13 protein-coding genes are annotated in these 12,899 nt (G+C 63.4%); 11 read left to right on the top strand and 2 right to left on the bottom strand.

The annotated features are described in order from the left end of the window. Nucleotides 1-43 precede the first annotated feature (43 nt). From VJ604_RS08130 to VJ604_RS08110, 5 genes are all read left to right on the top strand, one after another. On the top strand, nt 44-1,354 hold the full coding sequence (locus VJ604_RS08130; RefSeq protein ID WP_324081425.1) for a TadA family conjugal transfer-associated ATPase: 1,311 nt from the start codon (nt 44-46) through the stop codon (nt 1,352-1,354). Between the two features lie 10 nt (nt 1,355-1,364). After that, nucleotides 1,365-2,327: a type II secretion system F family protein gene (locus tag VJ604_RS08125; RefSeq protein WP_324081423.1), complete on the top strand. Its 963-nt coding sequence runs from the start codon at nt 1,365-1,367 to the stop codon at nt 2,325-2,327. A gap of 9 nt (nt 2,328-2,336) precedes the next feature. Then, entirely contained in the window at nt 2,337-3,245 is a 909-nt protein-coding gene (locus VJ604_RS08120; protein ID WP_324081421.1) for a type II secretion system F family protein, read from the top strand. Between the two features lie 223 nt (nt 3,246-3,468). Further along, complete coding sequence (locus VJ604_RS08115) at nt 3,469-3,810, top strand: DUF192 domain-containing protein (protein WP_324081419.1); 342 nt, start codon at nt 3,469-3,471, stop codon at nt 3,808-3,810. An 80-nt stretch (nt 3,811-3,890) separates the two neighbouring features. Then, nucleotides 3,891-5,480, top strand: a complete 1,590-nt coding sequence (locus tag VJ604_RS08110) for a hypothetical protein (RefSeq protein WP_324081417.1) — start codon at nt 3,891-3,893, stop codon at nt 5,478-5,480. A 39-nt stretch (nt 5,481-5,519) separates the two neighbouring features. Here VJ604_RS08110 and VJ604_RS08105 read toward each other — a convergent pair whose 3' ends face one another. Together VJ604_RS08105 and VJ604_RS08100 are read right to left on the bottom strand one after the other, a co-directional pair. Continuing rightward, the gene (locus tag VJ604_RS08105; protein ID WP_324081415.1) at nt 5,520-5,807 is read right to left on the bottom strand and encodes a hypothetical protein; all 288 of its coding nucleotides are present in this window, start codon (nt 5,805-5,807) and stop codon (nt 5,520-5,522) included. 549 nt (nt 5,808-6,356) lie between these two features. Next, the gene (locus VJ604_RS08100; RefSeq protein WP_324081413.1) at nt 6,357-6,479 is read right to left on the bottom strand and encodes a hypothetical protein; all 123 of its coding nucleotides are present in this window, start codon (nt 6,477-6,479) and stop codon (nt 6,357-6,359) included. Between the two features lie 10 nt (nt 6,480-6,489). On the opposite strand from VJ604_RS08100, the gene VJ604_RS08095 reads away from it, so the two are divergent. From VJ604_RS08095 to VJ604_RS08070, 6 genes are all read left to right on the top strand, one after another. After that, complete coding sequence (locus VJ604_RS08095) at nt 6,490-7,074, top strand: hypothetical protein (protein ID WP_324081411.1); 585 nt, start codon at nt 6,490-6,492, stop codon at nt 7,072-7,074. A 247-nt stretch (nt 7,075-7,321) separates the two neighbouring features. Beyond that, entirely contained in the window at nt 7,322-7,660 is a 339-nt protein-coding gene (locus tag VJ604_RS08090; protein ID WP_324081409.1) for an STAS domain-containing protein, read from the top strand. After that, a complete protein-coding gene (locus tag VJ604_RS08085) occupies nt 7,657-9,753 on the top strand; it encodes a chemotaxis protein CheW (RefSeq protein ID WP_324081407.1) in 2,097 nt (698 codons plus the stop codon). Before VJ604_RS08090 ends, VJ604_RS08085 begins: the two co-directional genes overlap by 4 nt. Nucleotides 9,754-9,774: 21 nt before the next feature. Beyond that, nucleotides 9,775-10,263: a chemotaxis protein CheW gene (locus VJ604_RS08080; protein ID WP_324081405.1), complete on the top strand. Its 489-nt coding sequence runs from the start codon at nt 9,775-9,777 to the stop codon at nt 10,261-10,263. A gap of 28 nt (nt 10,264-10,291) precedes the next feature. Continuing rightward, entirely contained in the window at nt 10,292-12,049 is a 1,758-nt protein-coding gene (locus VJ604_RS08075) for a methyl-accepting chemotaxis protein (RefSeq protein ID WP_324081402.1), read from the top strand. After that, entirely contained in the window at nt 12,034-12,897 is an 864-nt protein-coding gene (locus VJ604_RS08070; protein WP_324081400.1) for a CheR family methyltransferase, read from the top strand. Before VJ604_RS08075 ends, VJ604_RS08070 begins: the two co-directional genes overlap by 16 nt. The last annotated feature ends 2 nt before the right edge of the window (nt 12,898-12,899 follow it).

Raw genomic sequence — 12,899 nt, 5'->3', positions numbered from 1 at the left:
CAGCAACGCCGTCCGGAGGCAGAAAGCAGAGAGGGAGAAAGCGATGCTGAGCAACGATCCTTTCCAGATACCGAGCGTGCAGTCGGCAAGCGAGCGCGACTACTTCCAGGACATGAAGATCAGGATCCACCGGCGGCTGATCGACCGGATCGACCTCTCCAAGATGGACCTGATGGGGAACAGCGAGGTCCTCAAGGAGATCAGCGCCGTGATTGAAAACCTCATCATCGGTGAGGGCATCCCGCTCAACCAGATGGAGCGGGACCGGCTGATCGTGGAGATCCAGCACGAGACCTTCGGACTGGGCCCGCTGGAGCCGCTGCTGGCCGACTACCAGATCTCGGACATCCTGGTGAACAACCACGCCAAGGTCTACATCGAAAAGGGAGGGAAGCTCTCCAAGACCGCCGTCTGCTTCCGCGACAACGCGCACCTGATGCAGATCATCGAGCGGATCGTCTCCAAGGTGGGGAGGAGGATCGACGAGTCCTCCCCCTACGTGGACGCGAGGCTCCCGGACGGCTCCCGCGTCAACGTGATCATCCCCCCCTTGGCGCTGGACGGGCCGGTCCTCTCCATCCGCCGCTTCGGGCGCGACCCGCTCGGCGTGCACGACCTGATCAAGCATGGCGCGCTGGACCAGCGGATGGCGGAACTATTGGAGGGGGCGGTGCAGACCCGGCTGAACATCCTGGTCTCCGGCGGCACCGGCACCGGCAAGACCACCCTTTTGAACGCCCTCTCCGCCTACATCCCCCACTCCGAGAGGGTGGTGACCATCGAGGACTCGGCGGAGCTTCATCTCAAGCAGGAGCACGTGGTGAGGCTGGAGACCAGGCCGACCAACATCGAGGGGCGCGGCGAGGTGACCCAGCGGGACCTCCTGAAAAACGCCCTCAGGATGCGCCCGGACCGCATCATCATCGGCGAGGTGCGCGGAGGCGAGGCGCTCGACCTGCTGCAGGCGATGAACACCGGCCATGACGGCTCGCTCTCCACCGTGCACGCCAACACGACCAGGGACGCGCTGGCCCGCCTGGAGACCATGGTGCTGATGGCCGGGCTGGACCTGCCGGAAAAGGCGATCAAGGAGCAGATCGCCTCGGCGCTCAACCTGGTGGTGCAGCTGGTGCGCTTCTCCGACGGCACCAGGAAGATCGTCAAGCTCTCCGAGATCACCGGCATGGAAGGGAACACCATCGTCATGCACGACGTGATGGTCTTCGAGCAGAAGGGGATCGACAAGGACGGCAAGGTGGTGGGAGAGTTCCGCGCCACCGGGGTCAGGCCGCTCTTCGCCCAGCGCTTCAAGGTGTACGGGTACGAGTTGCCCCCGGGCATCTTCGACAACTAGGAGGCGCCTCGTGCTCATTCCGGTCGCGGCATTGACATTCCTCGCCGTCTTCTGCGTCTGCGTCGCCGTCTCGGTCGCGGTCGCCGAACGGCAGAACTCTCCCAAGACGGAACTGAAACGGCGCCTGCAGCGGATGGCCAGAAGCAGCGGCAGCGCGATCCCGGAAGATCTTCGGGCGGAGATCACCCGGGAGACCAGGCCGGCCGACCAGTTCTTCGCCGGGTTCGCGCCGACCAAGAACCTGGATCGCAAGCTGGACCAGGCAGGCCTTGCGGTATCCGTCTCCCTCTTCGTCAGCGTGGTGGTGGCGGCGGCCATCCTCTGCTCGGCGCTGGTGATGCTGATCACCAAGTCGCTCGCCTTTTGCAGCGCGTCTGCCGTGCTGTCGCTTTTGCTCGCCGACTTCTTCCTCAAGATCAAGGCCCAGCTGCGACGCGAGAAGTTCACCGAGCTGTTCCCGGACGCCCTCTCCATGATCGCCCGCTCGCTAAGGGCCGGCCACTCCTTCACGAGCGCCATCCAGCTCGTGGGGCAGGAGGTCCCCGCCCCGGTGGGCGAGCTGTTCAAGACCGCCTATGACCAGCAGTTACTGGGGCTTAGGATGACCGACGGCCTCTCCAGCATGAACGACCGCATCGACAGCCTCGACCTCAGGTTCTTCACCACCGTGGTCTCCATTAACTCCGAGATCGGCGGCAACCTCTCCGAGGTGCTCGACAAGCTATCCCTGACCATCAGGGAAAGGCTGAGGATCCGCCGGCAGGTCCAGGTCTACACCGCCCAAGGGCGCATGTCCGGCTACGTGCTGGGCGTGCTGCCGCTGGTGACCTTCGCCTTCTTCTTCTTCCTGCACCCGGACTACGAGATGGAACTCTTTCGGGACCCCAAGGGGATCTACATCGTGGTGCTGGCGGTTTCCCTGCAGCTGTTCGGCTTGATGGTGATACGCAAGATCATCAGGATCCAGATATAGGACACGGCCATGATCTACCTCATCACGGCGCTGGTATTCGTATCCATTTTGCTGCTCTCCCTGACGGCGCTGCACCATTTCGTGCTGAAAAGGAGCGTGCTGACGCAACGCCTGCAGGGGCTCGCCACCGAACGGACGGCCAAGCAGAAGAAGCCGGTGGAGTCCGGCACCTGGTCGTACAAGCTGAGCCGTATCGGTGAGAAGCTCAAGCTGCCGGAGCGGGAGCATTCCAAGTACATGAAGATGATGGTGGCAGCCGGCTATCGCAAGGAGTCGGTGTACGCCTTCTTCGGCTGCAAGATCCTTTTGACCTGCCTTATCCCCGCCTGCTACCTGCTCATCTACGCCGTTCCCAGGCAGATCTGCTTCACGAGCCAGTCGCTGCTGGTGACGGTGATCTGCCTGATCGCGGGGTATCTGCTCCCCAGTTACTGGCTGTACAGCAAGAAGAGAAGCCGCCAGGTGCAGATCTTCCATACCCTGCCGGACATCCTCGACCTGGTCACGGTCTGCGTGGAGGCGGGGCTCAGCGTGGACGCCGCCCTGATGAGGTCGACCGAGACCCCGCAGTTCAACGGCAACGCGCTGGCCCAGGAGATCCGCATTGCCAACATGGAGACCAGGGCGGGCAAGCCACGCATCGACGCCCTGAAGGACATGGCGGAGAGGACCATGGTCGAGGACGTCAAGTCGCTCACCAGCATGATGGCGCAGACCGAGCGCTTCGGCACCAGCCTCAGCCAGGCGCTGAGGACCCACGCGGACAGCCTGAGGACCAAAAGGAGACAGATGGCGGAAGAAGCCGCCGCCAAGACAACCATCAAGATGATCTTCCCGCTGATCCTCTTCATCTTCCCGGCCCTGCTGGTGGTGATCCTGGGCCCCGCCATGCTGCAGATCGGCAGGATCTTCAAGTGATCGGCCGAAGGTACACGAGCAGTCAACCCAACCGTTGCAACTCAAGGAGGTGATCGCATGAAAATCGACTTCAACACGTTCATTCTGCTGGTCATTTCGGTGCAGCTGGCACTGAGCTACGTGAGGCAGGGGAAGAAGTAACCGCACGATCCTTGCCGGCAGCAGAACGGCCGGCAAGGATCACCCAGGACCCGATCATCAATCACCTTGAGGGACTCATGAGATGAAGGCGATCAATGGGAGATCGGGCCGACCGCTGGCCACCCAGCTCTTCGTGGCGGCCACCTTTCTTTCCAGAAGCAGGGGGCTGCTCGGGAGGCAGGGGCTGTCGGCGGGGGAAGGGCTGCTGATCACCCCCTGCAACGGGGTGCACACCTTCTTCATGAGGTTTCCCATCGACGTGCTCTTTCTAAACGGCGAGAACCGGGTCATCAGGACCGGTGAGCATCTCCAGCCAAACCGCATCAGCGCGCTGCTGTTCTCCTGCAAAAAGGTCATCGAGCTTCCCGCCGGAGCCGTCTCGCAATCGGGGACGGTAACCGGGGACCAGATCCTCCTCGGCTGAGGACCACCTTGCAATGCTGCCATCCGCCGGGCCGACGGCTCCCTCTGCCGCTTCCCGGTGTGAACGTTCCCTGGTGAGCCATGACAACGAAGCCAACCCGCAAAGTGACCCTCACCCCCTCGCTGGCTGACCTCCTCTTCACGACCGTGTTCCTGCTGCTCTTCTTCACCAACACCTCCAGGCTGCTGGGAGACGGCGACACCGGGTACCACATCAGGGCCGGTGAGTACATCCTGAGGACCCGCTCCGTCCCCACCTTCGACCTCTTCTCCTACCACACTCCGCCCATCCCTTGGACCGCCCACGAATGGCTCTCGGAGGTGCTCATGGCGGCCATCCACAGCCGGTTCGGGCTGACCGGGGTGGACGCCTTCTTCGCGGCGCTCCTGGCGCTGACCATCGCCCTTTTGTTCAGGCTCCAGAGGAGCTACCGGGCCGACATCCTGCTCACCATCCTGATCACGATATCCGCCTTGGCTGCCTTCAAGGTCCATTGGCTGGCAAGGCCGCACGTCTTTTCCTTCCTGTTCATGGTGGTCTACCACGACCTGCTGGAATACTGGCGGCGGGAGCAGGGCACCCGCCTGGCGCTGCTTCCTCCGCTGATGCTGTTGTGGGTCAACCTGCACGGAGGCTACCTGGGCGGATTCCTGCTGCTGGGCGCCTATCTGGTCGGAACCTTGGTCAAAACGTGGTGGGCAAAGGGTGCCGAGCGGCGCGTACAGTGGGGAAAAGTAGGCCAACTGGTATTCACCACCGCGGTCTCGCTGGCCGCCTGCCTGCTGAACCCGCAAGGGTATCGGATACTGCTCTTCCCGTTCAGGCTGGTGGGCGACACCTACATCATGGACCACATCTCGGAGTTCATGTCGGTCGACTTCCACCAGTTCGCCCCCTTCAAGTACCTGCTTTTGCTGCTGATCGCCCTTTTTGCCATGGGGCGGCGACGCATGGAGGTGACGGAACTGGTGCTGGTCCTTCTCTTCACCAACATGGCGCTCTACTCCGCCAGGTACATCGCGCTTTTCGCGCTGGTGACGGCCCCGATCATGACCCGCCAGGCGGGGGAGCTCGGGGAGCTGAGGGAAGGGAGAATGGCCGCCTTCTTCCGCAAGCGGTCCGAGAACATAATGGGGATCGATGCCCGCGCCAGGGGGCACCTGTGGCCGATGATGGCGCTCTGCCTGGTCGTGGCCGCCACCTGCTCCGGGATGGTCCGGCATGGCTTTGATGAGAAGACCAAGGCGGTCCGCGCCGCCGAATTCCTCCTGAAAGAAAAGATCAGCGGCAACATGTTCGACAATGACGAGATCGGCGACTACCTGATTTATCGCACCTATCCTACCTACAAGGTCTTCTTCGACGGCAGATCCGACATGTACGGCTCCACCTTCATGAAGGAGTACTACCAGGTCATCAAGTTTCAGCCGGGATGGGAGAAGATCCTCGACAAATACCGGGTCACCTGGATCATCTTCGATACCGACTCCGACTTCGCACGGTTCCTCCTCAAGAGCAAGGAGTGGCCGCTGATCTACTCGGACAACGTGGCCTCCATATTCGTGAAGGACGTTTTGCAGAACCAGGAGCTGATCAGGAAGTATCGTTTGGTGCGACCGGCCAGTTACCGGACAGAAACCGAACCGGCTCCGACACAGCGGGAGCTTTGACCACCCCATGGGCAGGCGGTGAAGAATGGAAATCAGCAGTTACCACATCGACAGCAACCGTTCGCGCATCGGGATAGCGCTGTGCTGCTCCTTGCTGCTACATTTCCTGCTGTGGTTTGTCTTGACCTCGTTGCCGCCACTTCCTTTCGCCATCGGGCCCCAACTGCGCTTCGACCTATTTTGGATTTCCATGCCGCCGACTCTCGCCTCGGCGCCTACCCCGACTTTCAGGCCGGCAGCTTCACGGGCGGCGGGGCAACAGCAGAGTCCGGAAACCGCGCCTGCCGATGAAGACGAGGCCGCCCCCTCCCCGACCGATGAATCCACCCCAGATGACGCGCTACTGTTGGAGGCTGTCGCCGCTGCCGGATCCTCGCCAGCGATGCCGGTTTCGCCAGCCAAGCCGCTTCCGACCGCCAGGACGGCTCGGACAGACAGGCCGGTTCAGATAGGCAAGCAGGTTCAGATAGGCAGACCGCTTACGCCAGCCAAGCCGGGTCCGCCAGGCAAGCCGATTCCGACAGCGAGCCAGCCCCTCCCACCAACGGAGCGGGCCGGCGCGGCACCCTCACGACCGGCGGCGGCCATCACGCCCCTGCCAGCCGCAGAAAGCCCGAGCCGGTTCGAAATCACCGAAATCCAACCAAAAGTGATAGCGGGGACGGCAGACGTCCAGCAGGCCATTCAGATTACCTCCGCTTCCAGCCAAGGCGCAGCAGCCATCCCCAGCAAGGCGGCGAACGCAGCCAATCCGACCATCGGTGTCCCGCAGCCGCCTGTGGCCATTCCTGTTCCACCGGCCGCCACCCCCTCGTCCTCAACCCCGTCGACGCAGCACCGTCCGATCGCCCAAAACCATACCACTGCGCCGGTTTCTCAGCCGGCACCCCGTCCCGCTTCCGTGGCGCAGCAAAAGTCCACGCACAAAGCGGCAGAAACCACTCTCCGGAAAACGGCAGCCTCCTCGCAGACGGAAGCGGCGTCGGTGTCCAGCAGCACGCCTGCTCCTATGCCTCAGCAGGCAGTGCCGCGTCCAAACGCACAGGAGTATGTCGTTCACCACCGCACAACCGCCCCGCCCGTCAGCAGTGCTCCTTACCCCGAAGCGAGGGGCACCTCCCTTCCCTCCCTGCACGGCGATCTGAAGCTGGTCATGGTCGGCGCCGGCAACGTCAAGCTCTCGGTGAGCTTCAGGGAGTATCCCAAGGCGCGGCGCAACAAGGCGCAGAGCCGGGGGGAGGCCCGCCGCCAGGAAAAGGTCGTACCCCTCATCGCCCAGACGGGCGAAGGAAAGCGGGAGGCCGTCATCGAGACCGCGCGGGAAGGGATCTACCTCTTCATGGTAGAGGCTGAGAACGGAGAACCGGCCAGCGCGACCTTCACGGTCACCTTTTTCGAAAAAGGGTCCAGGGGGAGAACCGCCACCCTCGGCACCCGCACCGTCAACGAGCGGAGCGTGCTGACCAGGATCCTCATGCCGGATGCCATCGTCTGGGAGGACGACTCCGCTTTCACCGCGATCGTGAGGGACGCCGAGAGCACAACCAAGTTCAACACCCGTACCGGGATGCAGTGGAAGGAGTACAACCAGTAGCTCACAGACGGCACGCCATCATTCGACCCTACCAAGTTCGATCTGGCCCGGGGGATCCGGGTCTCTCCATCCAAGCATGTCGCTAAAACCTTGCCGGTTCCTTCACAGCCACCCTCCCTGCTTTTGTCGGTAAATTCATTATTCCTCAGCGGGAAATAATATCACTAAAGTCCCGACTCTCCTTTCCGATGAAGGGTTTAGCTTATATTGGACGAGGCAGGCAAGTGCCCGCCGAAAAGGAAAAGAGATGCCAGCAGCTACAGGGAGCACCAGCCACCGCTTCCTTCTGGAGGGGGACTGGGTGCTGGAAAACGTCGATCGCCATAGAAAGCAGCTGGCGGATGCACTCGCGCAACTTCTCCAAAGCCCGCAACCGGAATGCCAGGTCGAACTGGATCTGGCGAGGATGACAGACATCGACGCCTGCGGCTGCCAGTTACTGGCCCTTTTCCTGATGGGCCTGGGACGCCAGGGCGTCACTCCCCGCCTCCAGGATATGCCCGGGGAGCTGAGGGAAAAACTCGTGCTCCTTGGTTATGACGACGTCCTCGCCGGTGGGGAACCGACAGGAGATGAAGCGCGATGACGCCGGCGGGAAACAGCATCGACCTCAGACGTTTTGACCAGGTCTTTTTCGAGGAGTGCGCCGAACACCTTGCCCAGGTGGAAGAGATCCTGGTGGGACTGCGGGACAGGGAGCCGGATCAGGAGGAGCTCAATGCCATCTTCCGCGCCGCCCATTCCATCAAGGGTGGCGCCGGCATCTTCGGCTTTGACGACATGACGGTCGTTACCCACGTCATGGAATCCTTGCTGGACCGGCTTCGGAACCGGGAGATCCCGTTCTTCCCCTCCCTGACCGACCTGCTGCTTGAAGCGGGCGACGTAATCTCGATGCAGGTCGCGTCACACCGCGCAGGGACGGCGGCCAGTCCGGAAGCAGCCGAGCTGGTGCGGAAGAGACTGCAGCAGGCCATCGAGCAGGACGGCTTCACCTTTGCCGAAGAGACGTTACCCTCCTACCTTCCCGCTGCGCTCCCGGCGGAATCCCCGCTCTCCCGTTACCGCATCATCTTCACGCCGCCCCCGGACATCTTCTCCAGAGGGATCAGAGTCGATTGCCTGATTCGGGAGCTCGCCGAGTTGGCGGAGAGCGGTGAGTTCGAATGCCGCGCGGAGCTGGTGGAGCTGCCGGAATTGGAGAGATTCCAGGCGGAGAGCTGCATCACCCGCTGGCATTTCACCCTGGTATCTTCCGCTAGCCGCGACGATTTCTACGACGTCTTCATGTTCGCCGCCGACCCCGACCAGCTCGCCATCGAGAGGCTCGGCGACGCTGCGTTACCGGTCCACAAAGCTCCTATCAGCATAGCGGCAGCGCCGCAGGACGCCCCGGACATCTCTGCTACCGGGGAGCTGCACTCCCCTGCCCCCGAAGCGACGACGCCTGCCGCTTCAGCCGCCGCGACAGCGCAAACCGTCAGCGCGGCACCGGCTCCCCGTTCGGGGGAGAGCGAGGGGTCGATCCGGGTCAACCTCGCCAAGGTCGACCAGTTGGTTAACCAGGTTGGGGAGTTGCTGATCACCCAGGCCATGCTGACCCAGTTTTCCGCCTGCCTCGACCCGGTCCTGCACGAACCGCTGCAACGCTGCGTCGCCTTGTTGGAGAAGAACACTCGCGACCTGCAGGGAAGCGTGATGTCGATCCGGCTGGTCCCGATCGGCATCGTGTTCAACCGCTTCCCCCGCATGGTACGGGAGATAGCGGCGAAGCTCGGCAAAAGCGTCCAGTTCAAAAGCAGCGGAGACAGCACCGAACTGGACAAGGGGCTAATCGAGAAGGTGGCAGACCCGCTCTCGCACCTGGTGAGAAACGCGCTGGACCACGGGCTGGAAACGGCGGAGAAGCGGCTAGCCAGCGGCAAGCCTGCCTCAGGCACCCTGGAACTGGCCGCCTCCCAGCAGGGGGGAAGGGTGGTCATTGAGGTGATCGATGACGGCGCCGGACTCGACCGTGACCGCATCATGGCCAAGGCCGTCGAGCGCGGCATCTCCTGCAGCGACGATATGAGGGATGAGGAGGTCTGGCAGCTCATCTTCATGCCGGGCTTCTCGACCGCCGAGTCGGTCACCGACCTCTCCGGCCGCGGGGTGGGGATGGACGTGGTGCTGAAGAATGTCCAGGCCCTGGGAGGGAGGGTGCAGATTGCCAGCCGGGCGGGGCGCGGGACCAGGGTCTCCATCAGCCTGCCGCTCACCCTGGCCATCGTGGAAGGACTTTCGGTCGCGGTGGGCGCGGAGAGGTTCATCGTGCCGCTTAACGTGATCGTCGAGTCGCTGCAGCCCAAACCGGAGCAGTTGAAGAGCCTGAACGGCAGGGAAATGGTCCAGGTGCGGGGAGAGTACCTCCCCATCCTCCGGCTGCATCGTCTCCTGGAGGTAGAGGGGGCTCAACCCCTCCCGCAGCGGGGGATCCTGGTGCTGGTCGAGGTGGAGGAAGAGCGGGTCGCGCTGCTGGCGGACGTGCTTTTGGACGAGCAGCAGGTGGTGGTGAAGAGCCTGGAGGCCAACTTCAGGAAGGTGGAGGGGAGCGCCGGCGCGACCATCCTGGGGGACGGGCGGGTGGCCCTGATCCTGGAGGCGGCCGAGCTGTTAGTGATGCACAAAAGAGGCAACTGAAGCAAACGGAGATAGATAAAGATGGAAGCCCAAGCCACAAGCAAGACGGAAACCGCTGCCGCCTGCCAGTACCTGACCTTCAGGCTGGGGAGCGAAAGCTACGCCATAGACATCCTGATGGTGCAGGAGATCAGGGGATACGACGCCGTGACCCGCATCGCCCACGCCCCCGAGCACGTGAAGGGGGTGATCAACCTGCGGGGGGTGATCGTCCCGATCCTGGACCTGCGCCTGAAGCTGGGGGTGGGCGAGGCGACCTACCACGAATTCACCGTGGTGATCGTGCTGAACCTGTTGGGGAAGGTGATCGGCGTGGTGGTGGACAGCGTCTCGGACGTGGTCGCGCTGTCGGACGATGGCGTGCAGCCGGCGCCGGAACTCGGGGGAGCGGTCGATACCTGCTACCTGGCCGGCATCGCGACGGTCAACGAGGAGATGCTGATCCTGATCGACATGGAGAAACTGGTGGGGGGCGACGACCTGCAGGCAGCCGACGCCACCCGCCACTGACGGACATTACGAGAGAAAGGTGCAAACGATGAAAATCACTGGCTTCAAAGACTGGAAGATCCTCACCAAGATACTCAGCATCTCCATCACCACGGTGACACTGATCGTGCTGGGGGTCCTGTTCTACGTGCTCCCCTACATGGAAAAGCAGCTGATGGGGGAGAAGATCGCGGCCACCAGGGGGGTGGTGGAGGTGGCCTACTCCATCCTGCAGGACAGGCTCTCCGACGTGAAAGACGGCAAGCTGACCGTGGAGCAGGCGCAGAAGAGCGCCTTGGAAGAGCTCCGCGACCTCAGGTACCACGGCAGCGAGTACTTCTGGATCAACGACCTGGACGCGAAGATGCTGATGCATCCGATGAAGCCGGAAATGGTCGGCAAGTCGCAGTCTGAGACCAAGGACCCGGCCGGCAAGCGGATCTTCGTAGAGTGCGTCAACGTCTGCAAGGAGAAGGGTGAAGGGGAAGTAGCGTACCAGTGGGCCAAGCCCGGCTCCAATCAACCGGTACCCAAGATCTCCTACGTGAAGCTGATGAAGGAGTGGGGCTGGGTGGTCGGCAGCGGCATCTACGTGGACGACGTGCAAAGCGAGATGAACAAGATGAAGTGGCAGGTGATCGGCGGCACCATCCTGCTGTCGCTGGTCATCTTCGCCTTCGCCTGGCTGGTGGCGAGGAAGATCAAGCTGGCCCTCGACCAGGCGATCGGCGCCTCTCAGCGCATCGCCTCCGGCGACCTCACCGCCCAACTGGAGGTGGCGAGCGCCGACGAGACCGGTGAACTGCTGGGCTCCCTCAAGGAGATGAATGACGGGCTCGCCCGCATCGTGGGGGAGGTGAGAAACGGGGCGGAATCGATCGCCACCGCCACCGAGCAGATCGCGGCGGGCAACGCCGACCTCTCGCAGCGGACCGAGGAGCAGGCGACCGCCCTGCAGGAGACCGCCTCCAGCATGGAAGAGCTCACCTCGACGGTCCGCCAGAATGCCGACAACGCGCAGGCCGCCAACCAGCTGGCCATCAAGGCGAGCGGCGTGGCGGTCCGGGGGGGCGAGGTGATCGGCCGGGTGGTGCGGACCATGGAGTCGATCACCGACAGCTCCCGCAAGATCTCCGACATCATCGGCGTCATCGACGGCATCGCCTTCCAGACCAACATCCTCGCCCTCAACGCGGCGGTGGAGGCGGCCCGGGCCGGCGAGCAGGGTAGAGGCTTCGCAGTGGTCGCCTCCGAGGTGAGAAGCCTCGCTCAGCGGAGCGCCGCGGCGGCCAAGGAGATCAAGTCTCTCATCGAGGACTCGGTCGGCAAGGTGCAGGACGGCAGTCGGCTGGTGGAGGAGGCCGGACGCACCACCGAGGAGATCGTGACCAGCATCAGGCAGGTCACCGACATCATGGCGGAGATCTCGGCCGCTTCCGTGGAGCAGTCCACCGGCATCGAGCAGGTCAACAACGCCATTACCCAGATGGACGACGTCACCCAGCAGAACGCGGCGCTGGTGGAAGAGGCGGCGGCCGCCGCCGAGTCGCTGGAAGAGCAGGCCCAGCAGCTCGTCGAGGTGGTGGCCCGTTTCCGCCTTGAGCAGGCGGCCGCACAGCCCCAGCAGGGCTCCCGGCCGCAGCAGGCGCCACGGCGGAGCGCCGAAAAACGCAAGCTCACCCAAAGCGTGATAGCGCCCCGCAAGGCGGCAACGAGGCCGTCGGTGGCCGACGGTGCCTCGGCTAGTCCCGTGACCCGCAGCGCCGCGGCAGTGGACTTGGACCTCGACGAGTGGAAAGAATTCTAAGCCGGGAAGCGCAGACATACACCGGGGACGGGAGTCCCGGGCAAGGCTTTTCCTTCAGCGACACCGAGTTCGCCCGGGTCAGGGGGCTCATCTACCGGAAGGCGGGGATAGCCCTCGCGCCCCACAAAAAGGACATGGTGTACAGCCGCCTGGCGCGCCGGTTGCGGGCGCTGGGACTTTCCAGCTTCACCGAGTACCTGAAGCTGGTGGAAGCAGCCGGCGAGCCGGAGCTGGAAGCCTTCATCAACGCGCTCACCACCAACCTGACCTCCTTCTTTCGGGAGCCGCACCACTTCAAGCTTCTGGGAGAGCGCCTGGCCCGCCAGCCAGCGGGGCGAGCGGTGACCATCTGGAGCTGCGGCTGCTCCACCGGGCAGGAGCCCTACTCCATCGCGATGGCGGCACGGCAGGCGCTGGGTGAGGAGACTCCCCTGCGCATCCTGGCCACCGACATCGACACCACCGTGCTGGCGCGCGCCCGCCAGGGGGTGTACCCGCTGGACCAGTTGCAGAAGGTGCCGGCGGGGCTTCTCCGACGGTTCTTCCTGAAGGGAGCCGGGCGCCAGGAGGGACTGGGGAGGGTGAAGGACGAACTCAAGCGGCTGGTGAGCTTCGAGCGGGTCAACCTGCAGAGCGAGTCCTGGCCGATACCGGAGCGCTTCGACTACATCTTCTGCCGCAACGTGATGATCTATTTCGACCGGGAGACCCAGCACGGGATCCTACAGCGGCTGGCCTCCCGCCTCAAGCCGGAGGGGCTGCTCTTCGTGGGGCATTCCGAGAGCCTGCACGGCAGCCAGACGCTCTTCAAAAGCTGCGGCAACACGGCTTACACCCTGAGGAAGTGAGC

Origin of the sequence: Geomonas sp., assembly GCF_035254065.1 — a bacterium.
Lineage (GTDB): Bacteria > Desulfobacterota > Desulfuromonadia > Geobacterales > Geobacteraceae > Geomonas.
Note: the sequence above shows the minus strand (reverse complement) of the source record. Positions and strands in the feature narration are given on the sequence as shown.

Coding starts and splice junctions, on each gene's coding strand:
- VJ604_RS08130 (WP_324081425.1), top strand. CDS start 44: ATGCTGAGCAACGATCCTTTCCAGATACCGAGCGTGCAGTCGGCAAGC.
- VJ604_RS08120 (WP_324081421.1), top strand. CDS start 2,337: ATGATCTACCTCATCACGGCGCTGGTATTCGTATCCATTTTGCTGCTC.
- VJ604_RS08115 (WP_324081419.1), top strand. CDS start 3,469: ATGAAGGCGATCAATGGGAGATCGGGCCGACCGCTGGCCACCCAGCTC.
- VJ604_RS08110 (WP_324081417.1), top strand. CDS start 3,891: ATGACAACGAAGCCAACCCGCAAAGTGACCCTCACCCCCTCGCTGGCT.
- VJ604_RS08095 (WP_324081411.1), top strand. CDS start 6,490: ATGCCTCAGCAGGCAGTGCCGCGTCCAAACGCACAGGAGTATGTCGTT.
- VJ604_RS08090 (WP_324081409.1), top strand. CDS start 7,322: ATGCCAGCAGCTACAGGGAGCACCAGCCACCGCTTCCTTCTGGAGGGG.
- VJ604_RS08085 (WP_324081407.1), top strand. CDS start 7,657: ATGACGCCGGCGGGAAACAGCATCGACCTCAGACGTTTTGACCAGGTC.
- VJ604_RS08080 (WP_324081405.1), top strand. CDS start 9,775: ATGGAAGCCCAAGCCACAAGCAAGACGGAAACCGCTGCCGCCTGCCAG.
- VJ604_RS08075 (WP_324081402.1), top strand. CDS start 10,292: ATGAAAATCACTGGCTTCAAAGACTGGAAGATCCTCACCAAGATACTC.